The organism is Agrobacterium sp. RC10-4-1 (assembly GCF_014138475.1).
Lineage (GTDB): Bacteria > Pseudomonadota > Alphaproteobacteria > Rhizobiales > Rhizobiaceae > Agrobacterium > Agrobacterium pusense.
The window spans coordinates 510407-532992 of sequence record NZ_JACJIT010000002.1 but is presented as its reverse complement, the minus strand read 5'-3'; the positions used below and the strand labels follow the sequence as shown (position 1 = coordinate 532992).

22 protein-coding genes are annotated in these 22586 nt (G+C 59.1%); 9 read left to right on the top strand and 13 right to left on the bottom strand.

Features of this window, described 5'->3' with window-relative positions; all coding sequences use genetic code 11:
• Both FHW77_RS06860 and FHW77_RS06855 read right to left on the bottom strand, forming a co-directional pair.
• Complete coding sequence (locus tag FHW77_RS06860) at positions 1–984, bottom strand: ABC transporter substrate-binding protein (RefSeq protein WP_004442696.1); 984 nt, start codon at positions 982–984, stop codon at positions 1–3.
• 334 nt (positions 985–1318) lie between these two features.
• Positions 1319–2563, bottom strand: coding sequence for an aminotransferase-like domain-containing protein (locus FHW77_RS06855; protein WP_004442697.1), 1245 nt, complete (start codon positions 2561–2563; stop codon positions 1319–1321).
• Between the two features lie 272 nt (positions 2564–2835).
• Here FHW77_RS06855 and FHW77_RS06850 point away from each other — a divergent pair, with 272 nt between their 5' ends.
• Both FHW77_RS06850 and FHW77_RS06845 read left to right on the top strand, forming a co-directional pair.
• On the top strand, positions 2836–3288 hold the full coding sequence (locus tag FHW77_RS06850; protein ID WP_004442699.1) for an RbsD/FucU family protein: 453 nt from the start codon (positions 2836–2838) through the stop codon (positions 3286–3288).
• 108 nt (positions 3289–3396) lie between these two features.
• Positions 3397–4428 (top strand): endonuclease/exonuclease/phosphatase family protein, encoded by a 1032-nt coding sequence (locus FHW77_RS06845; protein ID WP_004442701.1) that lies wholly within the window; start codon positions 3397–3399, stop codon positions 4426–4428.
• A gap of 68 nt (positions 4429–4496) precedes the next feature.
• Here FHW77_RS06845 and ilvC read toward each other — a convergent pair whose 3' ends face one another.
• From ilvC to FHW77_RS06830, 3 genes are all read right to left on the bottom strand, one after another.
• A complete protein-coding gene (gene ilvC / locus FHW77_RS06840) occupies positions 4497–5516 on the bottom strand; it encodes a ketol-acid reductoisomerase (protein ID WP_003495030.1) in 1020 nt (339 codons plus the stop codon).
• Between the two features lie 49 nt (positions 5517–5565).
• The gene (locus FHW77_RS06835; protein WP_004442706.1) at positions 5566–6219 is read right to left on the bottom strand and encodes a TetR/AcrR family transcriptional regulator; all 654 of its coding nucleotides are present in this window, start codon (positions 6217–6219) and stop codon (positions 5566–5568) included.
• 397 nt (positions 6220–6616) lie between these two features.
• Positions 6617–7522, bottom strand: a complete 906-nt coding sequence (locus FHW77_RS06830; protein ID WP_004442707.1) for an AraC family transcriptional regulator — start codon at positions 7520–7522, stop codon at positions 6617–6619.
• Positions 7523–7711: 189 nt separating this feature from the next.
• On the opposite strand from FHW77_RS06830, the gene FHW77_RS06825 reads away from it, so the two are divergent.
• Complete coding sequence (locus FHW77_RS06825; RefSeq protein WP_004442709.1) at positions 7712–8758, top strand: NAD(P)-dependent alcohol dehydrogenase; 1047 nt, start codon at positions 7712–7714, stop codon at positions 8756–8758.
• Between the two features lie 69 nt (positions 8759–8827).
• Here the strand turns inward: FHW77_RS06825 and FHW77_RS06820 are convergent, their stop codons facing one another.
• Positions 8828–10093 carry an NAD(P)/FAD-dependent oxidoreductase gene (locus FHW77_RS06820; RefSeq protein ID WP_004442710.1) on the bottom strand — a complete coding sequence of 422 codons (1266 nt, stop codon included), beginning with the start codon at positions 10091–10093 and terminating at the stop codon, positions 8828–8830.
• A gap of 174 nt (positions 10094–10267) precedes the next feature.
• Entirely contained in the window at positions 10268–11023 is a 756-nt protein-coding gene (locus FHW77_RS06815; RefSeq protein ID WP_004442712.1) for a pyridoxine 5'-phosphate synthase, read from the bottom strand.
• 234 nt (positions 11024–11257) lie between these two features.
• Between FHW77_RS06815 and FHW77_RS06810 the strand changes: the two genes are divergently transcribed.
• Positions 11258–11956 carry a MerR family transcriptional regulator gene (locus tag FHW77_RS06810; RefSeq protein WP_034498818.1) on the top strand — a complete coding sequence of 233 codons (699 nt, stop codon included), beginning with the start codon at positions 11258–11260 and terminating at the stop codon, positions 11954–11956.
• 6 nt (positions 11957–11962) lie between these two features.
• Here FHW77_RS06810 and FHW77_RS06805 read toward each other — a convergent pair whose 3' ends face one another.
• Complete coding sequence (locus tag FHW77_RS06805) at positions 11963–13090, bottom strand: ATP-dependent DNA helicase (protein WP_004442716.1); 1128 nt, start codon at positions 13088–13090, stop codon at positions 11963–11965.
• Positions 13091–13297: 207 nt separating this feature from the next.
• Between FHW77_RS06805 and FHW77_RS06800 the strand changes: the two genes are divergently transcribed.
• From FHW77_RS06800 to FHW77_RS06790, 3 genes are read left to right on the top strand one after another with little or no spacing between them, the layout of a single operon-like run.
• Complete coding sequence (locus tag FHW77_RS06800; RefSeq protein ID WP_044459614.1) at positions 13298–13678, top strand: COG4315 family predicted lipoprotein; 381 nt, start codon at positions 13298–13300, stop codon at positions 13676–13678.
• Positions 13662–14213, top strand: a complete 552-nt coding sequence (locus FHW77_RS06795; RefSeq protein WP_004442719.1) for an RNA polymerase sigma factor — start codon at positions 13662–13664, stop codon at positions 14211–14213. The genes FHW77_RS06800 and FHW77_RS06795 overlap by 17 nt, the downstream gene beginning before the upstream one ends.
• Positions 14210–14998: an anti-sigma factor family protein gene (locus FHW77_RS06790; protein WP_004442721.1), complete on the top strand. Its 789-nt coding sequence runs from the start codon at positions 14210–14212 to the stop codon at positions 14996–14998. The genes FHW77_RS06795 and FHW77_RS06790 overlap by 4 nt, the downstream gene beginning before the upstream one ends.
• A gap of 18 nt (positions 14999–15016) precedes the next feature.
• Here FHW77_RS06790 and FHW77_RS06785 read toward each other — a convergent pair whose 3' ends face one another.
• Positions 15017–15610, bottom strand: a complete 594-nt coding sequence (locus tag FHW77_RS06785; RefSeq protein ID WP_004442723.1) for a LysE family translocator — start codon at positions 15608–15610, stop codon at positions 15017–15019.
• 162 nt (positions 15611–15772) lie between these two features.
• Here FHW77_RS06785 and FHW77_RS06780 point away from each other — a divergent pair, with 162 nt between their 5' ends.
• Positions 15773–16618, top strand: coding sequence for an aldo/keto reductase (locus FHW77_RS06780; RefSeq protein ID WP_004442725.1), 846 nt, complete (start codon positions 15773–15775; stop codon positions 16616–16618).
• 165 nt (positions 16619–16783) lie between these two features.
• Here the strand turns inward: FHW77_RS06780 and FHW77_RS06775 are convergent, their stop codons facing one another.
• From FHW77_RS06775 to FHW77_RS06760, 4 genes are all read right to left on the bottom strand, one after another.
• Positions 16784–17317: an SRPBCC family protein gene (locus tag FHW77_RS06775; protein ID WP_004442726.1), complete on the bottom strand. Its 534-nt coding sequence runs from the start codon at positions 17315–17317 to the stop codon at positions 16784–16786.
• Positions 17310–17678, bottom strand: a complete 369-nt coding sequence (locus FHW77_RS06770; protein ID WP_006697797.1) for an ArsR/SmtB family transcription factor — start codon at positions 17676–17678, stop codon at positions 17310–17312. The genes FHW77_RS06775 and FHW77_RS06770 overlap by 8 nt, the downstream gene beginning before the upstream one ends.
• Before the next feature lie 130 nt (positions 17679–17808).
• Positions 17809–18381, bottom strand: a complete 573-nt coding sequence (ilvN, locus tag FHW77_RS06765; RefSeq protein ID WP_004442728.1) for an acetolactate synthase small subunit — start codon at positions 18379–18381, stop codon at positions 17809–17811.
• 19 nt (positions 18382–18400) lie between these two features.
• Positions 18401–20194: an acetolactate synthase 3 large subunit gene (locus FHW77_RS06760; RefSeq protein ID WP_004442729.1), complete on the bottom strand. Its 1794-nt coding sequence runs from the start codon at positions 20192–20194 to the stop codon at positions 18401–18403.
• A gap of 381 nt (positions 20195–20575) precedes the next feature.
• Between FHW77_RS06760 and FHW77_RS06755 the strand changes: the two genes are divergently transcribed.
• The gene (locus tag FHW77_RS06755) at positions 20576–22582 is read left to right on the top strand and encodes an ATP-binding protein (RefSeq protein WP_004442730.1); all 2007 of its coding nucleotides are present in this window, start codon (positions 20576–20578) and stop codon (positions 22580–22582) included.
• Positions 22583–22586 lie beyond the last annotated feature (4 nt).

Here is a 22586-nt window from a genome sequence, read left to right as displayed (position 1 = left end):
TCAGCCCTTGGAACCGAAAATATCGGAGAAGGTCTTGAGATCCTGTTCGGAATTCTTCAGTGCATCGGCAGCGCTGAGCGGCAGAACCTTGATCTTGTCGCGGGCCGGGAAACCTTCCGGCATGCCGGCATCGGCACGGACAGGGATGTAACCGAGCTTGACGAAGCCCTGCTGGCCCTTTTCCGAAAGCACGTAATCGACAAACTTCTTGGCCGCTTCCTCGTGCTTGGTGCCCTTGATGATCGCGACCGGCTCGGTGACAGCAGAAACGCCCTCTTCCGGGAAAACGAATTCGACCGGTGCGCCCTTGGCCTTTTCACGGATCGGCATGTAATCGACCACCACGCCGTAAGCCTTTTCGCCCGAAGCGACGGACTTCAGCACCGCGCCGTTGCCACCGCCGGCAATGGCTTCATTGGCCTTCAGCTGCTTGTAGTAATCCCAGCCGAGGCCATTTGCGGCGGCAAGCGTCTGCGCGTGAATCAGTGCGGCACCTGACGTCAGCGGGCTCGGCATGGTCACGAGACCCTTGGCTTCCGCCTTCGCCAGATCTTTCCAGCTCGTCGGCTTCATCGCGGCGGCCGTATTGTACATTATGCCTGTCGTGATGAGCTTCGTGGAGTAATAGAAGCCGTCTGCATCATAGAGCGTGGCATCGATATTCTTGGCTTCGGGAGACTTGTGGGCGAGCAGCTGACCGGCCTGCTTCATGCGCTCCAGCGTCACGGTATCGGCGATGAGAAGCACGTCGGCAACCGGATTGCCGGCGCTGATTTCCGCCATCAGCTTGGCCATGATTTTCGGCGTTCCGTCACGCACCCACTCGACTTCGAGACCGGGATTGGCAGCCTTGAACCCGTCAACGGTCGCCTGCGCGTCCTCATTCGGCTGGCTGGTATAAAGCACCAGATCGGCGGCATTGGCAGCAGTGGCGATGAAGCCAAGCGATACGATGGCGGTGAAAGCGGAGAGCAGCGTTTTCATGGATCCAGTCCCTGTTGTTCGGTGGGACCGCTAAAACATGATTGCATAACATGTATGTGACAGGCAGGATTTTAGTGGTGTGATCTGTTGGTGCCAGCGGGATTGAGGGGAACAGTGCCTCTTGGTGCTTGCGGCTCACCCCCCTCTGCCCCGCCGGGCATCTCCCCCTCAAGGGGGGAGATCGGCAAGAGGCGTTGACAGCACTTCATTTTCAACTGTTGCGATAGGCGATACCTTAACCGCGAGTCGATCTCCCCCTTGAGGGGGAGATGTCCGGCAGGACAGAGGGGGGTGAAGCCACAACCCCCGTCGCCGCCAAAAAACCTCGCAACCCTCAAATCGCCGGAACTACCTCAGCCGTTTCCGCCTGAGCCGTCGCAATCAACCGCCCGAGCCGCTTCATGCCTTCCTCGATCATCGCCTCGTTGGCGCAGGAGAAGCTGATGCGCAGCGTGTTCGTGCCCGAACCATCCGCAAAGAAAGCACGGCCGGGAACGAAAGCGACCTTTTCCGTGGCGATGGATTTGGCAAGCAGCGCCGCCCCATCCATGCCCTCAGGCAGCGTCACCCAGATGAACATGCCGCCTTCCGGCTTCGTCCAGCTGGTCGTCTTCGGCATGTACTTCTCGAGCGCCGCCAGCATTGCATCGCGGCGTGCGCTATAGGCTGCCTTGATCTTGGCCACCTGCTTGTCGAAGCCGCGCGAGGCGACGCGTTCGATGGCGATCTGGTTGATCGTCGAGGAATGCAGGTCGGCGGCCTGCTTCATCAGCACCAGCTTACGGATGACAGGAGCGGAAGCGACGATGTAACCGACGCGCAGACCCGGAGCGAGCGTCTTCGAGAAGCTGCCGCAATAGATGGTGCGGGTGTTTTCGATGCCGCCCGAACGGGCAATGTCGAGCGCCATGATCGGCGGAACGGCTTCGCCATCATAACGCAGCGACTGATAGGCCGCGTCTTCTATGACGGCGATATCGAGCTCGTCAGCAAGCTCCAGGAGCTTCTGCCGTCCGGCCAGATCGACGGTTTCGCCGGTCGGATTGGAAAAATCGGCCGATAGATAAGCGAACTTCACCGAACCGCCAAGCTTGGCCGCGGTTTCGCGGTAAGCCTCGGGCGTGCGGTTACCGCCGGGGTTCAGCTGGTCATAGTTGGGCTCATAGGCATTGAATGCCGAGAGCGCGCCGAGATAGGTCGGCCAGGTGACCAGCGCCGTATCCTTTGGCGACAGGAACAGCTTGCCGAGATAATCGAGACCCTGCTGCGAACCGGAAACGATGAAGACGTTGTCGGCGGTGCATTCGATGCCGATCTTGTCCATTTCGCCCGCCAGCCATTCGCGCAGCGGCTTGTAACCTTCGCTGACGGAATATTGCAGCGCGGCGTTGACCTGCGCGCCGGAAAAAATCTCCGCGTAAGCCTGCTGAAACTCCTCTGCTGGAAAAAGAGCGGGGTCCGGAATACCCCCGGCAAAGGAAATGATGTCGGGCTGCTCGAGCAGCTTCAGCAGCTCGCGGATTTCAGACGCTTTCATACGCGAAGAGCGCGTGGCGAAAATTTGTTCCCAATTGAGCATGGGTACGTTTCCTCTTGTGTCGTTTTTATGCGTGCATCTTTACAGAAATGTCGATACGTCAGCAATACTGACTTATCAGTTTTTCGAATTATTTCTGCCTCCCTGCACATTGCCCTTAACTGGTCTCAATCGAGGCCGATTTCGCGGACAAAGCCAAATACACCCTTGCGCAAAGCTTCACAATCACACCTTTGCGATTGACGCCACGGGGTTTTCCGGCTGGATTGCACGCGAGCCACGACACGGCGAAAGCATCATGGGAGTTTGAGGACATGCTGAAGAATATCGACCCGGCGCTGAATGCCGACGTTCTGCACGCGCTGCGCGCCATGGGTCACGGCGACACGCTGGTGATCTCGGACACCAATTTCCCCTCCGACTCTGTTGCCCGCCACACCACAGTCGGCAAGGTTCTTCACATCGACAACGTCTCCGCTGCCCGCGCAATGAAAGCGATCCTGTCCGTCCTGCCGCTCGATACCCCGCTGCAGCCCTCGGTCGGCCGCATGGAAGTGATGGGCGCGCCCGATCAGCTGGAACCGGTGCAGGCCGAAGTGCAGAGGGAAATCGACGCGGCGGAAGGAAAATCCGCCCCCATGTACGGCATTGAACGCTTTGCCTTCTACGAAAAAGCCAAGCAGGCCTATTGCGTCGTCACGACGGGCGAGACGCGGTTTTACGGCTGTTTTCTTCTGACGAAGGGCGTCATCCCGCCGGGCAAGTAAGATCGCACGACAAGATGGGCCGGGTATCTCACCCGTCATGACAATTTCAAGTTGTTGTGGCAAAAACTTCCCCTGGGTTCGCACAACCAACCGGAGGGGTGAGGTATCATGACACGATATGTCCTGGCATTCTGGAATGTTGAAAACCTGTTTGCGCCGGAGGGTTATCCGGCGCGCGAGCCGTGGATTGCCGAGCGGCTGAAGAACGATCTGAAAGGCTGGACCGAAGACCTGTTCAAAACCAAGGTCAAACAGCTCGGCCTGATCATAAGTCAGATCGGCGGCGCGGGACCGGATCTGCTGGGTGTCTGCGAAGTCGAGAACCGTTTTGTGCTGGAGACGCTGGCGGAACATCTGAACGATCTCATGCCCACGCGAGCCTATCGCGTCGTGCACGCCGATTCCAGCAAGGACCAGCGCGGCATCGACACCGCCTTCATCTATGACAGCAAGAAGCTGCTGATCAACGAGAACGAGATTTTCAGCCATTTCGTCATGCGCCGCACCGGCACGCGCGACATTACCCAATGCACCTTCATCACCAAGGGCGGCCGCCAGCTTATCGCGCTCTCCAACCACTGGCCGTCGCGCTCTGGCGGCACGGTGGAAAGCGCCGGTTTTCGCATGACAGCCGGCGAAACGCTGGGCTACTGGCACCAGCGGATCAGGGAAGAGAAAGGCAACGACATCGCCGTCATCGCCTTCGGCGACTTCAACGACGATCCTTCCGATGCATCACTGCGCTACCACGCCAATTCCACCCGCGAGCGCGACGATGTCGAAAACTCGCAATCGGCCATGTTCTACAATCTTGCCTGGAACTACCTGCGCCAGCCGGTGATGGATTCCGTCGGTTCAGCGCGAACGATTTATGGCACGCTCTACTTTAACGGCGATGCCAATATCTTCGACCAGATTCTCGTCTCCAGATCACTTCTTGTCGGCAGCAGCGGTTTCAAGGTGCGGGAAGAAACCGCAAAAGTCGAAGCCATCGCCGCCATGGTCAGTCACAGCAAGAACGAGGGGCCTATCCGCTTCGGCCTGTCGAAGGGCGACGCGGTCAAAAATGTCAATCTCGGCGGTTTTTCCGATCACTTTCCCGTTTCCGTTATCGTCGAGGAAGACGACGCCATCATGTGAGGGCACATCGAAAACGAAAGGCCGGAGCTTTCGCCCCGGCCTCCAAAATTTTCATCAAGCAATGAAGCTTAGTTGACAGCCTTGTCGACCAGCTTGTTCTTGCCGATCCAGGGCATCATGCCGCGGAGCTTGGCGCCGACTTCTTCAATCTGGTGGCTGTCGTTGTTGCGACGGATACCCTTGAAGCGAGCGCCGCCGGCCTTCCATTCCTGCATCCATTCGGAGGTGAACTTGCCGGTCTGGATGTCGTGCAGGACGCGCTTCATTTCAGCCTTGGTGTCGGCCGTGATGATGCGCGGACCGGTGACGTATTCGCCCCATTCTGCGGTGTTGGAGATCGAGTAGTTCATGTTGGCGATGCCGCCTTCATAGATCAGGTCAACGATCAGCTTCACTTCATGCAGGCACTCGAAATAGGCCATTTCCGGAGCGTAACCGGCTTCGACCAGAGTTTCGAAACCAGCGCGGATCAGTTCGACGAGACCGCCGCACAGAACGACCTGTTCGCCGAAGAGGTCGGTTTCGCACTCTTCCTTGAAATTGGTCTCGATGATGCCCGAACGGCCGCCGCCAACGCCGCAGGCGTAGGAGAGAGCGAGTTCAAGGGCGTTGCCCGAAGCGTTCTGGTGAACGGCAACGAGGCAGGGAACGCCGCCGCCCTTCTGGTATTCGCCGCGAACCGTGTGGCCAGGGCCCTTCGGTGCGATCATGACGACGTCGAGCGATGCCTTCGGCTCGATGAGGCCGAAGTGAACATTGAGGCCGTGTGCGAAAGCAATCGCTGCGCCATCACGGATGTTGCCGGCAATGTCGGCCTTGTAGATGTCGGCCTGCAGTTCGTCAGGCGTTGCCATCATCAGCAGGTCGCCCCACTTGGCGGCTTCGGCAACGGTCATGACCTTGAAGCCATCGGCTTCGGCCTTCTTGACGGTCGGAGAACCGGCCTTGAGAGCGATGACGACGTTCTTGGCACCGGAATCCTTGAGGTTCAGCGCATGGGCGCGGCCCTGGGAGCCGTAACCAACGACGACGACATTCTTGGACTTGATGAGATTGAGATCGGCATCACGATCATAATAAACGCGCATTTTATGGTCCTTCCCTAATGCTTGTCTCTCAGTTGTCTGAACCGGAAGCTTAAGCGACCTTGCCGCCCAGTTCCGAATGTACCTTTTCCGTGCCGTAGAGGGTCAGGAAGGCAATGACCGCCTTCTTCGCCCGGGCAGAAAAATCCTTGTCCGGCGCCTCGCCCAGCAGCATGCGCACATGCAGATCCGAGACGATAAGGCCGTAAAAACTGCGATATGCCTCTTCGGCATCATCGAAACGCAGGTAACCGGAACGGCGACCTGCCTCGATCAGCCCACGGGCGCGGCGGTCGATCTGGCGACGACCACGTTCCAGCAGCAGATCACCGAGCTTCGAGCCATCCCGGCTCGCCTGCCCTATCGCCAAACGGTTAAGCGCCAATGACACGTCGCCTGCCAGCACATCCAGCAGGTCATGGGCGAAAACCTCGAGGTGATCGGCAAGCTGCGGTGCGGAGACGCGGTCACCCGCCTTTTCGAAGGTGCGGACCTTGCTCTGCTGGAATGTGATCATCGCCGCCAGCAGGCCATCGCGATCACCGAACCACTTGTAAAGGCTTTCCTTGGAACAGTTGGCGGCGCGCGCCAGTCCCGATGTGGTCAGCGCTTTCTCGCCACCTTCGACCAATAGACGCAATGCCTGGTCCAGAACGGCGTTCTGGCGCGGCGAAAATTCCTGCGCTGTGATCGGGTCGGAAGCCAAGTCTTTCCACTCCAGGGGGCTCGATTGATGTACCGTACGGTACGGTTCGAGCGCCATTTAAGCGGAGGCTGCGTTGCGGTCAAGCGGATTCTTTAGAGGGGGATGAGAATTGACGCGGTGCGGCGTGGGATGAATAGCACGCGGGGTACGTCTTCAGGCGGTTGTGTGTGGTAGCGGGTCGTCGGTGGGTGTGGCTTACCCCCCTCTGCCCTGCCGGGCATCTCCCCCTCAAGGGGGGAGATCGATATGCGGCTAGGTTTCGACCATCTCAGCGGTCGAGGATGGAGTGGCGAAAGGGGCCTCTTGCTGATTTCCCCCTTGAGGGGGAGATGCCCGGCAGGGCAGAGGGGGGTAAGCCACACCCACCGACGACCCGCTACGAATGCACAGCCCCAGTCTACCCCGCCGCAATCTCGCGCGATGCATCGACGTCCCGTGACGGCGACAGCCCGTAAAAGCGGCTATATTCTCGGCTGAACTGCGAAGGGCTCTGATAACCGACGCGATGGCCCGCGGTGCCGGCATCCAGTCGCTCCAGCAGCATAAGCCGCCGCGCCTCATGCAGGCGAAGCTGCTTCTGGTACTGGACCGGCGTCATGGCCGTGATCGTCTTGAAATGATGATGGAAGGACGACACGCTCATGCCGATGTGATCTGCAAGGTCTTCGACGCGCAGCTGGCGTGCGAAATTCTCGCGCAGCCATGCGATGGCGCGGGCGATGCGGTTGCCGTGACTTCCAGCGGCAATGATGTTCATCAGCTGCCCGCCGGCCGGTCCGGTCAAAATGCGATAAAGGATTTCCTGTTCGATGAGCGGCGCCACGGCGGCAATGTCTGCGGGACGATCGAGCAGGCGCAGCAGGCGGATGGCCGCATCGAGAAGTTCCGGCGTGGCTGTGTTGACCACGATGCCGCGCTGCGCATTCGTCGGCTCCACCGGCGGATCGATAGGAACACGCCGCATGAGATCGAGCAGCTTTTCACTGTCGATGGCAAGCGAGATGCAGAAATGCGGCACTTCCCTGCTCGCCTCCACCACCCGCCACGCAACCGGCAGATCAAGCGATGTCAGGAGATAATCGCCGGCACCGTAGTTGATGGTGTCCGTCCCCAATTGGACGCTTTTCGATCCCTGGATCACCATGGCGAGACAAGGGCGATAACTGCCGTGGCAGGGAGCGCTCGGAGTCGTACGCCGGCTGATGCCAAGGGAGCCGATTGCCGTCTGCACCTCGCCGTCGCTGGTAGCATGCCGCGCGGCGATGGAAGCAATTTCCTGATAGACATTGAACGACAAGGACATAGGGGAAATCCCTTGACTGACGGAAGAGGTGTGTTTGATGTCATCTATCTAGAAAGCCTCTCGGCCCGCGCAAAGAGTGCACCATCATATTTTTGCAGGATCGTGCAAAAAGCTAGGAGGATCGCTCTAACGCCCGTTCGTTCTTCCATTGCATATTCCGCCGTCCCCAACTCCCGAAAGGATATTCAGATGGCTATTGCAAGAGGTTACGCTGCGACAGATGCGTCGAAGCCGCTTACCCCGTTCACCTTCGAACGCCGCGAGCCGAATGATGACGACGTCGTCATCGATATCAAATATGCCGGTATCTGCCATTCCGACATTCATACCGTCCGCAACGAATGGAAGAACGCCGTCTACCCGATCGTTCCGGGCCACGAAATCGCCGGTGTCGTCCGCGCCGTTGGCTCCAAGGTCACCAGATTCAAGGTCGGTGATCATGTCGGCGTGGGCTGCTTTGTCGATTCCTGCGTCGGTTGCGCCACGCGCGATCTCGACAATGAACAGTACATGCCGGGTCTCGTGCAGACCTATAACTCCGTCGAACGCGACGGCAAGACCGCCACGCAGGGCGGTTACTCCGACCATATCGTCGTGCGGGAAGATTACGTCCTCTCCATTCCGGAAAACCTGCCGCTCGACGCCTCCGCTCCACTGCTCTGCGCTGGTATCACGCTTTATTCGCCGCTTCAGCACTGGAATGCCGGCCCGGGCAAGAAGGTGGCTATCGTCGGCATGGGCGGTCTTGGCCATATGGGCGTGAAGATCGGTTCAGCCATGGGCGCGGATATCACCGTGCTTTCGCAGACACTCTCCAAGAAGGAAGACGGCCTTAAGCTTGGTGCGAAGGAATATTATGCCACCAGCGATGCCTCGACCTTCGAAAAGCTCGCCGGCACCTTCGACCTGATCCTGTGCACCGTTTCGGCGGAAATCGACTGGAATGCCTATCTCGGCCTGCTGAAGGTCAATGGCACCATGGTGCTTCTCGGTGTGCCTGAACATGCGATCCCCGTGCACGCCTTCTCGGTCATCCCCGGCCGCCGTTCTCTGGCTGGCTCTATGATCGGCTCTATCAAGGAAACCCAGGAGATGCTGGATTTCTGCGGCAAGCACGACATCGTGTCCGAAATCGAAAAGATCGACATCAAGGACGTCAACGAGGCTTATGAGCGCGTGCTGAAGAGCGACGTACGTTACCGCTTCGTCATCGACATGGCGTCGCTCGACGCCTGATGCGTCAGGAAACGGCGAAACAGGAAACGGCGGGAAGCCATGCTTCCCGCCGTTTCTTTGTCACTTGCCTCACGCCTCGTCCTTCAGCGTTTCTTTCTGGGTGATCAGCCGCGCGCTGTGCTGGCCACTCAAGTAAATCCAAAGCCAGCTCCACGCCACGGCCAGCCGCGAACGCGTTCCGATCAGGAAATAGATATGGGCAAGTCCCCATATCCACCATGCCAGCACGCCCTTGAGCTTGAACCGGCCAAAATCGATCACCGCCGCGCGTTTGCCGATCGTGGCAAGATTGCCCTGATGGCTGTAGCGGAAGGGTGAAGGAAACGGCTTGCCGTCAAGCCGCGCCTTGATGACCTTCGCGACGTAAGCGCCCTGCTGCTTTGCCGCAGGCGCAATACCCGGCACCGGCTTGCCGTTTTCCTGATTGACGGCGGCGGTATCGCCGATGACGAAGATATCGGGATCGTCTTCCAGATTAAGCTGTGGCCCGACAATGGCCCGCCCTGCCCTGTCGGCGGCGGCATTGAGCCATTTGGCCGCGGGAGAAGCCTGCACGCCGGCGGCCCAGACGACCGTACGGCAGGGATAATGGGTCTCGCCCACCGTCACGCCCTCATCGCTGCAGGCCGTCACCGGCGTTCCGAGCAGAACCTCGACGCCAAGTTTCTCAAGCGCCTCCTTGGCATAGGCCGAAAGATCCTCCGTAAAGACCGGCAGCACGCGGGGACCAGCCTCGACGAGCAGCACGCGGGTCTTTCGGGTGTCAACGTTGCGGAATTCCGCCGGCAACGCCTTATGGGCAAGCTCTGCAATCATGCCTGCCATTTCCACGCCGGTCGGGCCTGCCCCTATGATGACAAAGGTTAGCAGTGCCTGTCGTTCCTCTTCGCTGGTCGCCAGTTCGGCGCGTTCGAAGGCAAGAAGCAGGCGGCGGCGAATTGTCGTTGCATCCTCCAGCGTCTTGAGACCCGGCGCGGAACGCTCCCACTCATCGTGACCGAAATAGGCGTGGCGTGCGCCTGTCGCGAGCACCAAAGTGTCGAAACGGATCGTTTCACCGGTGTTGAGATGCACGGTCCGGGCCGCCCGATCCACGCCGGTCACCTCGGCAAGCAGCGTCGTGACCTCCTTGCGATCGCGGTAGAGATGACGGATCGGCCACGCGATCTCGGATGTCGCCAGCGCAGTCGTCGCAACCTGATAAAGCAATGGCTGGAAAAGGTGATGATTGCGACGATCGATCAATGTGATGCGGACAGGGGCCCCCTCCAGCCCGTGTACCAGCTGCAAACCGCCGAAGCCTCCACCCACGACGACAACATGATGTTCTTGCATATGTCTCTGCCTTCAAAAGCCCGAGCATCGATCCGGAAAGTGAATTCCGACTATCGGAAACGCCGATACTCAACCCAGAACCTAGTTCGGCGGGACCGGTTCCGACATATCTCCCGCCGCCCTCGCGCACGGAGCATGCGCAAGACAGAACATAGGCGAAAAAATTGGCTTTGGTTATGAAATAGCCTGACCGCAGGCCTGCCGAAAACGCCGGACTGTTTCCGCCATGCCATATTCCAGGGCATCCGCCGTCAACCCGTGGCCGATTGAAACCTCGGCCAGATAAGGGATACGTTTCATCAGCTTTGGCAGGTTCGCGACGGTGAGATCATGGCCCGCATTGACGGCAAGTCCGAGCGCCGCAGCATGGTCCGCCGTCCGCCCAAGCGTCTCGACGAGCACATCGGCCTTGTGCGGATCGTCATAACAGCCGCCATAGGGCCCGGTATAAAGTTCGATACGCGCAGCGCCCGTCTCAGCCGCCAGTTCCACCGGCTCGCGTTCGCCGTCGCCATCTGCGAAAAGCGACACCCGCATGCCGCCCGATTTCAGCCGTCCGACGACCTGCTTCAGAAATTTCGCATGCGCGCGGAAATCCCAGCCATGATCGGAGGTTGCCTGCGACGGATCGTCAGGTACGAGTGTGACCTGTTCGGGCTGGGCCTTTTCGCACAAAAGGAGAAAATCCTCGCTCGGATATCCTTCAATGTTGAACTCCGCGGAGGGAAACCTGTCATCGATCAGCGCGCGCAGGGCCGGTAGATCCGAGAAGCGGATATGGCGCTGGTCAGGCCGCGGGTGTACAGTCAGCCCGCTTGCCCCCGCCTCCAGTGCAATATGCCCGAAATGCGCGACATCCGGCCATGGAAGATCGCGGCGGTTGCGTAACATGGCAATTGCGTTCAGATTGACAGAGAGTTTTGCGGGCATGGCATCGGGCTCCGGTTCGGAATTGACATCCTGTTTCACGCAGGTTGACGCCGACCGCAAGGAGGCTGATAAATTTTTTATCATACCGGGAACGAAAGTGCGCATGACACGTTCCGGTTTTGATGTAGCGTTTGGCATTATGTTTTTATCGAAAAACGGTCTGTTGCGGGGGAATAAGCAACAGACGCCTTTAAAAAGGCAGACACGCTGCCAGAGAGCGCGAAGGGGGAGACAATGCAGGATGGCCGGATGCCGTTCGAAAGTCACGGCGACGAGGACAAACCCAATCTAAGGGTCAACAGCTTTCTACCGGATATAAGCCTGCCCTCATCGCTGCCCGCGGAACCGGTTCCGATCGCCGACATGGCCAATATCTTCGGAGTGACCCACCGTACCCTGCATTTTTACGAAGAAAAGGCACTGCTCACCTCTAAACGCATCGGACAGATGCGGGTCTATTCTCACCGCAACGTCCAGCGCATGGCCGTTATCAACGTTTGCCGCGAAGTCGGTATTTCAGTGGCTTCGATTACGGAGGTCATGGAAAAACTGGTCCGTTCTCTCTCACAGGAAGAGGCAGACGATATATTTCGCGACGCACTAAGGCAGCGAAAGCGAGAGTTGACCGCGGAGCTTTCCACGCTCCAGCGCCAGGCCCAGCAGATCGAGGAACTGCTCGTCACCGATAGCGACGAAGATGGCGCGGACGCGGCCGAGCGGGGACAGGCAAACGACATCGCGCTAACCGATCCTGAACGGAAATGTCTCGAACTCATGGCGGAAGGATACGCCCCTGTCAGGCTCGCCCGCGCCCTTGGCCTTTCGGCAAACGAGCTTAACATCCTCGAAGCGAAGATTATCGGCAAGTTCAGCGCCAGCAACCGTTTTCAGGCGGTGGCCAAGGCGGTTCTGCTCGGCGTCATCCGCGCCTGATCAGGATCAGCGAACGATGGTCAGGGTCTCAGCCGCGCGGGTAATGGCGGTGTAAAGCCACCTCTCGCGCGAGTCCCGGAACGCATAACTCTCATCGAAGAGAACCACGTTATTCCATTGCGAACCCTGGGCCTTGTGCACCGTCAACGCATAGCCGAAATCGAATTCGTCATAACGCTTGCGCGTGGACCACGGAATTTCGGTCTCCACGTCCTCGAAGGCCGCCTTCAGCAGTTTGATCTTGGCCGCACCGCGATCCATATCGTCGTCTTCAGGCCGGATCATCAGGTTGATGCCAGGCTTCACCGTCTCGCGCGACGAACTCATCACCTGCCACAGCGAGCCGTTGAGCAGGCCCTTGGCCGGATCGTTGCGAAGGCAGACCAGCTTGTCGCCCGATTGCGGATAATCGGCGGTAAAACCCTTTAGCTCGCGAAGACGTTGATTGTAGCGGCGGCGGGTGCGGTTGGTGCCAACCAGCACCTGATCGGCATCGAGCACCAGCGACTGCGTCACCTCGGATTTGGAGATCACCTGCGCGGAACCATAATCGCCGCGCATGATCTCCCGGCCTTCCCGCACATCCATGGCAAGATGGATGATGGGATTGTCCTTCGCCTGGCGATGGATTTCCGACAGCAGATAATCCGGCTCCTGCTCGGTAAAGAAGCCTCCGCCCGAAACCGGCGGCAGCTGGCCGGGATCGCCGAGCACGAGGATCGGCGTGCCGAAACTCATCAGATCCTTGCCAAGCTGTTCGTCTACCATCGAACATTCATCGATGATGATGAGCGCCGCCTTGGCGAGCGGACTCTGGCGGTTGATGGAGAACATCGGCGCAATCGAGGTCTTGCCGGTTTCTTCGTCTTCCACCGTCTCCTCTCCGCGCGGGCGGTAGATCAGGGAGTGGATGGTGCGGGCATTGGTCGCGCCGCGGGAACGCAGCACCTGCGCCGCCTTGCCGGTGAAGGCCGCAAACAGCACCTCTCCATCGACGTTTTCCGCAAAATGCTTGGCAAGCGTGGTCTTGCCGGTTCCGGCATAACCGAACAGCCGGAAAACCGGCGACCGGCCTTCCTTGAGCCAGCGGGAAACAGCTTTGAGCGCTTCGTCCTGTTGCGGTGAAAATAACATGCGCCCTCATCGCAGGATTCGAGCCTGGTACGCAACCGAAAAAGAACGAAAGATGAATGTCGTGAGCGCTGAAGCGCAGGTTTACGCCCGGTTTTCTCCGTTCGTCATCAGGCTGCTGAAAAAAATATTTTGCGAAGGGAATAAATCACGGACCAGCGGTGTCTCTTGTTGTGCCGGCGGCTCGAGCCCGCCCGAACCAAGGAGGATATGTCCATGAAAATCCGCTTCATCGTCCCCGCCCTCGTTCTGGCCTTTGCCGGAACAGCCTATGCCGCCCCGGCGGTCGAAACGGTCAAGACCGAAAAAGGCAATGTGCTCGCAGGTGAAAAAGGCATGACGCTCTACACTTTCAAGAACGACAAGAAGGGCGTATCCAATTGTTATGACAAATGCGCCACGAACTGGCCGCCCTTCTTCGCTGCGGAGAATGCGAAAGCCGAAGGGGTTTACTCCATCGTGACGCGCAAGGACGGCAAGAAGCAATGGGCGAAGGACGGCATGCCGCTCTATTACTGGATCAAGGACACCAAGAAGGGCGATGCCACCGGCGACGGCGTGAACGGTGTGTGGGATGCAGCAAAACCCTGACGAGATGGAAGCTGCGACGCGGGGGAGACAATCCCCCGCGGCCGGCAGCTTCGAAGCGGAGATGCTGGCCCTGATACCGATGCTGCGCCGTTATTCCCGCAGCCTTTCGCGCTCAGATACCGATGGAGAGGACCTGTTGCAGGACTGCGTCGAAAAGGCGCTGGCCAATAAAGCAACATGGCGGGGAACCGGTTTGAAATCATGGGCCTACACCATAATGACGAACCTTTATCGCAACCGCCACCGGACAGAGAAACGGCATCCTTCGGAAAGTCTCGATGAAACGATCGCCGCTGCCGAAACGCTGGGCGATACGCTGGAGAACGACCGCCTGCATGGCGCGCTTGCGCTGCTTTCGCCTGAGATGCGCGCCGTACTGATGCTGGTGACGGTGGAAGGCTACAGTTATCAGGAGGCGGCGGAGACATTATCGATCCCGGTCGGCACCGTCATGTCCAGACTGTCCCGCGCCCGCGAAACCCTTCGCCAGCATCTGGCGGCGGATAATATCATTCCCCTGCGGAGACCACGATGAAACGGGCTGATGCCATAACCGAAGACGACCTGCACGCCTATGTCGACGGGCTTCTCTCCGACGATGACCGCGCGGCTGTCGAGGCATGGCTCGCGGAAAGACCGGAAGAGCAGAGCCGGGTGGAAGACTGGAAGAGACAGGCCGACAGCCTGAGAAATGCCTTCGCCTCCTATGCCGCCGCACATCCGCGTGACGCATCGATGCTGACTCGCGAAAAGGTCGCACGCGCCTGGCGGCTTAAACCCCTTCTCCTGCGAACCGCGGCAGCCTTCCTGATCTTCACGGCGGGCGCGGCAGCCGGCAGGCTTCTGCCTTGGTCCGTTTCCACGCCGCAGGATGTGGTGCTGGCATCGCTGACGACGGACATTCCTGCCCAGGCGAAATCCGCTTATCTCATCTACGCGAGCGAAGTGCGTCATCCCGTAGAGGTGGGGGCCGGGGAACAGCAGCATCTGGCAACCTGGCTTGGCAAGCGGCTCGGCTACCCCTTCGCGATTCCCGATCTTTCGAAGATTGGATATGACCTCGTCGGTGGGCGTCTTATCCCCGTCAGCGGCAAGCCGGGTGCGATGTTGATGTACCAGGACAGGACCGGCAGGCGGGTGACGGTGCTGATAGGCCACAACGAGGAAAACCGCACCACCAGTTTCCGCATGGCCAGCGCCGACGGAATCGAGACCTTCTACTGGATCGACAACGAGCTGGGTTACGCCGTCTCCGCGGAACTGACGCGAGCCGAGGTACAGGCGATCGCCGAGGAATGTTACCGGCAGTTCCCGACATAGAGTCGCCGAGTGGAGCCGCTATTTCAGCATCGGCCAGAGACTGATGACGAGAAGCACGGCCATGCTGATGTTGAACCATTTGAGCCGGACCGGAACGGAGAGCCAGTCGCGAAGCGCCGAGCCGAAACCGGCCCAAGTGGAAACACTGGGAAGATTGACGGCAGCGAAGGCCACCCCCACAAGCATTACGGTAAGGAAATACTGCGTCTCATCCGTATATGTCGCCATTGCCGTGACCGCCATCACCCACGCCTTGGGATTGACCCACTGGAACGCCGCTGCTGCAAGAAAACTCATCGGCTGCGAAGCCGCCGTGCCTTCATGGAGGCTGCGGGACGTTCCGATTTTCCACGCGATCCAGACGAGATAAAGCCCACCCGCAAATTTCAGCCCGGTATAAAGTGCCGGTACCGAATGCAACAGTGCCCCGAGGCCAAATCCGACCCCTATCAGCAGCGAAAGAAAGCCCGCACCGATGCCGAGCATATGCGGGACGGTCCGACGGAAACCAAAATTCACGCCGGAAGCAAACAGCATCATATTGTTCGGACCGGGCGTGATGGAGGTGGTGAAGGCAAACAGCACCAGCGCGATAAATGTCTCGGCAGTCATGATCTCTCCTGTGAAGGCAACCCTACCCACGGGACCGCCATCAGACCAGCCCGGCAAACCGATCGACGAGGTCAATTTTTTTGATGGATCGATCCCGCCCGTGCCGGGTTGAGAAGTCGGAACAAAGGCTTATTCTTTCCCCGAAAACCCTGGAGCGAAACGATGTATGATGACATTCCCTACGTTGCCCTCCCATCCGGAAAAGAGGTCCCAGCCCTCGGCCTCGGGACGTGGAACATGGGGGAGACGAGATCATCCGCCGAGCAGGAGGTTGAAAGTATCCGACGGGCCATCGACCTTGGCATGACGTTGATTGACACTGCGGAAATGTACGCGGACGGCCGATCGGAAGAGATAGTCGGCAGGGCTATCGTCAATCATCGCGAAGACGTGTTTCTGGTAAGCAAGGTCTATCCTTGGAATGCCAGTGCCACCGGCACTGCTGACGCCTGCGAGCGCAGCCTCGCCCGGCTTGGCACCGACCACATCGATCTCTATCTGCTGCACTGGCGCGGAGAGCACCCACTCGAAGAAACCGTGGCGGCTTTCGAAAGACTGAAGAGGGACGGCAAGATCGGCGACTGGGGCGTCTCCAATTTCGACACGGACGACATGGAAGAGCTTTTCGCTGTTCCTGACGGCAGGAACTGCGCCGCCAATCAGGTACTTTACAATCTGTCCCGACGCGGGCCGGAGTTTTCGCTGTTGCCCTGGTGCCAGCAGCACGGCGTGCCACTGATGGCCTATTCTCCCATAGAACAGGGCCGTATTCTCAAGAACCATGAACTCATACGCATCGCCAAGGCCTATCAGGCGACCCCGGCGCAACTGGCTCTGGCTTTTCTGCTGGAAAGGGAAGGCGTCATCGCGATCCCGAAATCCTCGAATCCTGCGCGCGTCGAAGAAAATCGCGGCGCGACCGATCTTGATATAACCGAGGAGGACTGGGCCGCCCTGGATGCCGTCTTCCCCCCGCCAACGCGCAAGACGGCGCTGGAAATGCTTTGACGCAACAAACGGTTAGGAAACACTTCGGAATCAATCGCTCAAGCGGTTGAATCGGAATGTGAACGCCAAGTCCCATAGGCAGCCCTGTCGCCCAAGGGAAAATCAGGCGGACCAATCGAAACGGCGCGGCAAGCCGCGCCGTTGCATCACGAGAACGCACCGTGCCTATTGCGGTATCCGGTGCTCATATTCCTCTTTCAGACCCAGCCATGTTTCCCAGAAGGGTCCCGGCTCCTCCTCCTGAAGGCGGGCAGCGAGAACATCAAGGTGCACGTGCCAACCGGCGCTGACATTGAGCCTGGTGGTGCGATCCGCCAGCCGGCGATGGATCAGCGTCAGGAGCACGTCCTTACCAAGAGCCTGGAGTTCGATGGAAACCTCGGCACCCTCGCCCCATGTGAAAACAAGGCGGTGCGGCGGAACAACCGTAATGATGCGGGAAGCCATCCTGTGCTCTTCGGAAAAGCCCTCAGGGCGGCGTCCGGGTGGATTGGAAAGTTCATCATTCCGCCACACCAGCTCGAATGGTGCGCCGGCGGCAAGCCGCATCTCGCCGGAAGCCAGCCAGCGGCGGCGAAGGTCGCTCTCCGTCAGATAGGCCCATACCCGTTCGACCGGCCCCGGCAGCAGCCGCTCGATTTTCAGGGTCGTCGGTTCAACGAGGCGACCATAGTTGTCAGGCATTGCAATATCAGCCATTGTCATTTCCTCCATCTGCAGGGGTTTTTCCCTGATCTTCCTCCCTGAGCATCTGCTCAAGAATATCGAGGCGGCTGCCCCAGAACTGCCGGTAGAAATCCAGCCATTCATGCGCTTCTTCCAGCCGTTCCGGCGCAAGGCGGCAGACATGGATACGCCCCCTCACCTCGCGGCGGATGAGCCCCGCATTTTCCAGCGCCTTGATGTGCTTTGAAGCCGCAGCGAGCGAGATGTCGAACGGCTGAGCCAACTGTGTCACCGTTCGCTCACCGCGGGAAAGATCCCGCAGCATCGTGCGTCGCGTGGCGTCGCCCAAGGCATGAAAGACAGTGTCTAGATGTGAAGCGGATAATTCAACCATGTTGTTGAATATAGACTCCCGCCCAAGAAAGTCAACCATATGGTTGAATATATATCAGCCAAGAGCAGGCCATAAAAAACCCGCGGCGAACCGCGGGCTTGTATTCCAACATCTGCTCTGAAGACGGAGATTACATCCCCTGCGAACCGCGGTTCATCGCCGCGATCCCAGTGCGGCAGATTTCGATCAGGCCGAGCGGCTTGATGATCGCCACGAACTGGTCGATCTTCGACGACTTGCCGGTGATTTCGAAGATGAAATGCTCCACCGTCGCATCCACGACCTTGGCCTGAAACGCATCGGCAAGCCGCAACGCCTCGGCACGGACTTCACCGGTGCCGGCAACCTTGATCAGCGCCACTTCCCGCTCGATCGGCCGCTCCTGCCCCAGTTCGCGGGCGCGAACGGTCAGGTCGAGAACCCGGTGCACCGGCACGATCCGTTCCAGCTGCGCCTTGATCTGCTCCAGCACGATGGGCGTGCCGCGCGTGACGATGGTAATGCGCGAGAGATGCGCCTCATGTTCGGTTTCCGAAACCGTCAGGCTTTCAATGTTGTAGCCACGGCCGGAAAAGAGCCCGATGACCCGAGCCAGCACGCCGGGCTCGTTGTTGACGAGAACCGACAGCGTGTGGTTTTCGACGGCAGCCGTTTCCTTCTGAATGAAGTAGGCGGAGCCGGTAGGTTGTAGGTGTGCGTTCATGTCCTTTTCCTCTCCCGGCTCAGACTAGCTGACGGCCCTTGGCGTCAATGGCGTTGGCAACTGCTTCATCCGTCGCCTCATCCGGCAACAACATCTCGTTATGAGCCTTACCAGACGGAATCATCGGGAAGCAATTGGCGAGATTGGCAACACGGCAGTCGAAAATGACCGGCTTCTTGACTGCGATCATCTCGGCAATCTTGTCATCCAATTCCTTCGGGTCGTCGCAATACATGCCAACCGCGCCATAGGCTTCCGCGAGCTTGACGAAATCGGGCATGGCTTCCGTATAGGAGTTGGACAGACGGTTGCCGTGCAGCAGCTGCTGCCACTGGCGCACCATGCCCATATACTGGTTGTTGAGGATGAAGATCTTAACCGGCAGGCCATACTGGATGGCGCAGGACATTTCCTGAATGCACATCTGGATCGAGGCGTCACCGGCAATGTCGATAACCAGCGCTTCGGGGTGCGCGACCTGAACCCCGATGGCCGCCGGCAGTCCATAACCCATGGTGCCGAGACCGCCCGAGGTCATCCAGTGGTTCGGCTCCTCGAAGCCAAAAAACTGCGCCGCCCACATCTGGTGCTGGCCGACTTCTGTCGTGATGTAGGTGTCACGCCCCTTCGATGCCTCATAAAGCCGCTGCAGTGCATATTGCGGCATGATGACATCGTTGGAATTCTTGTAGGCGAAGGAGTTGCGGGCACGCCAGCGCTCGATCTGCGCCCACCAATCCGCCGTCTGCGCCTTCTCAGGCTTCTTCGGCAAAGCGCGCCACAGGCGAACCATGTCTTCGAGGACATGGCTGACATCACCAATGATCGGAACGTCGACGCGAACCGTCTTGTTGATCGAGGAGGGATCGATATCGATATGGATCTTCTTCGAATTCGGCGAGAAAGCGTTGATGCGGCCGGTAATACGGTCGTCGAAACGCGCGCCGACGCAGACGAGAACGTCGCAATCATGCATCGTCATGTTGGCTTCGTAGGAACCGTGCATGCCCAGCATGCCGAGCCAGTTCTTGCCGGACGCCGGATAGGCACCGAGACCCATCAATGTCGACGTGATCGGGAAGCCGGTCAGCTCGACCAGTTCACGCAGCAACCGGGTTGCTTCCGGGCCGGAATTGATGACGCCGCCGCCGGTGTAGAAAACCGGCTTTTTCGCCTTCGACATCAGTTCGATGGCGGCATGGATGGCATTAAGGTCACCCTGAACCTTCGGCTTGTAGCTCTTCTGCTGGACGGCGGCGGAAGGCGGCGTGTAGGTGCCGGTGGCGAACTGGATGTCCTTCGGGATATCGACAACGACAGGACCCGGGCGGCCGGTCTGCGCAATGCGGAAAGCCTCATGGATGATACCAGCCAGTTCGTTGACGTCCTTTACCAGCCAGTTGTGCTTGGTGCAGGGGCGCGTGATGCCAACAGTATCGCATTCCTGGAACGCGTCCGAGCCGATCAGCGTGGTGGGAACCTGGCCGGACAGGCAGACGAGCGGAATGGAATCCATCAGCGCATCCTGCAGCGGGGTGACCGCATTGGTCGCGCCGGGACCTGAGGTGACGAGCATGACACCGACCTTGCCGGTCGAGCGGGCATAACCTTCAGCCGCATGGCCAGCGCCCTGCTCATGGCGCACGAGAATATGCTGGATGTCTTCCTGCTGGAAAATCTCGTCATAGATCGGAAGTACGGCGCCGCCGGGATAACCGAAGATGTGCTCGACGCCGTTGTCCTTCAGCGCCTGCAGAACGATCTCCGCACCTGTCATGCGATTGCTGTTTTCCGTATTGTCCTTATCCGTCATTGCCTGTTTCCATCCCGCTTTGGCTTTGGATATCGAGGAGCCCGAGGGCCTGTTTGAAGACATAAAAAAAGGCCCCTAGAGGAGCCTCGTTCAGCGCATGGGTGCTTTCGCCGGATGGTTACACCATCCTGCCCATGCGCCGTCCCACCACGATAAGTACGTTAAGATTTTTCATGGGCCGGAGTGTTAGCCACAAAAGCCCCAGCCGTCAACGCATATTGCATGAAAAAATCACCGTCGCCTTCTTTTATTACCGGAAAGCGTGCCTGCGCGAAATTTTCGAACGCGAGCGATACACCTGTTGTTAAGCATAATCTTTTATACCGGGAAGGCAGATGCTGCCGGAACCACCGCGATCATCCGCATGTACCGGGAAAAAATGTGAGTAACGACACGTTTAATAACGCGTCCCGCATGGGCGAAAACGAACGGCGATCCGGCGAGCAGCCGGCGAACCGCATGCTCGGCCGTGTCATCGCCTGCGACGGCGCCCGCGCCACCGTTGTTGCGGAAACCGAACCGGGCACCACAGACGTATCGCAGCTCTGGTCCGTCGGACGCCTGATCTCCATTGAAATGGGCACAAGCCGCGTCGCCGCGCTTGTCTTTGCCATGCGCACCGGCGAAGAATACTGGGCGCCAGACAAGCCGAACAGGCTGCTGATCGACGTTGAACTCGTGGGCGAGGTTTATCGTACCGAAGATGGCAGCGAACGCTTTTCCACCGGCATCTCCCGTTATCCCTATCTCGGCGCGGTCGCGCATCGTATCCGTGCGAGCGACCTCTCCAGGATTTACGACGGCGGCAAACGCGACGCCTGCGTCATCGGCAAGCTGACGCAGGACGATACGATCAATGCCGCCATCAATATTCCGCAGATGCTGGCCAAACATTTCGCCGTTGTCGGTTCGACCGGTGTGGGCAAGACCACTGCGGTCTCCCTGCTTTTGAACAAGGCAATCGAGACCGACCCGAAACTGCGTGTCCTCATTCTTGATCCGCACAACGAATTCGCCGCCGCCTTCCCAGATCATTCCGTCGTCATCGACACCGATACGCTGGACCTTCCCTTCTGGTTGATGCGCCTTGAGGAGTTCGCGGAAGTTGTGTTCCGCGGCCGCAAACCCGTGCCGGAGGAAATGGATGTTCTGCGGGATCTGATTCCCGAGGCGAAAAAAGCGTTTCGCGGAACCGAAGGTTCGGCCGTTCGCCGCACCTCCGACAAGAGCGCGATCACACCGGACACGCCGGTTCCCTACCGCATCGCCGATCTTCTCGCCCTCATTGACGAGCGCATCGGGCGGCTGGAGGGGCGTGGCGAAAAACCGGCGCTGCGCACGCTGAAAGGCCGCATTCTTTCGGCCATCAACGACACGCGCTATAATTTCATGTTCTCCAGCAATACGATCAGCGACACGATTCTGGAAACCGTGGCGCATATTTTCCGCATTCCCGGGGAAGGCAAACCGATTTCGGTATTCCAACTGTCGGGCATCCCGTCCGAAGTGGTAAACTCGGTGGTTTCCGTTCTTTGCCGTATGTCCTTCGAACTGGCGGTGCTGGCGCGCGGTTCGTTGCATATGCTCGTGGTGTGCGAGGAAGCGCACCGTTATGTTCCCGCCGACCCCGAGCGCGGCTTTTTCCCCACCCGGCAATCCATCGCCCAAATTGCCAAGGAAGGCCGGAAATACGGCATTTCGCTGGGCATCATCACCCAGAGACCCAGTGAGCTGGATCAGACAATCCTGTCGCAATGTTCGACTGTTTTCGCCATGCGGCTGTCGAACGAGATCGACCAGAAGATCATTCTCTCGGCTGTGCCGAACGCATCGGCCTCAACCACAAGCTTTCTTTCCTCCATCGGCAATGGCGAAGCCATCGCCTTCGGCGAGGCAGTCGGGGTGCCAATGCGCATGCGTTTCGACCGGGTGCCCACCATCAAATTGCCCAAGGCGAGCGGCACGATTAGCCACGCCAGCCAGGAAACGCCCGATACCGTTGACCTGAACGCCATCGTCACCCGCATGCGCGCCGCAAGCAGACCGGTTATCACAGGCTTTCAGCAGAGCGTGGAAGCAGCCTTTTCAGATCCGGCGGAACCGACCGCGCGGCCTCTCGATGCGGCCGATATCGATCCCTGGAAGCGGGAGTTGGGGGCGGCCGTAAGCGAGGAATACGAACCCTACCGCCCGGACATGCTACCCGGGCGCGCCCTGCCTGCATCACAAAATCCGGTAGGCACCGACACCGCCTCCAGCGCCGTCAACGAGTTGCGCAAAGCCGGTTTCCAGATGCAGGCGCAGAATGGTCCCCAGGGTGATACACGCCCGTCGCTGCGTGAAAGCCTGCTCAAGAAACCGCTCGGCAGTCTCTACAGGAAAGATTGAGTTC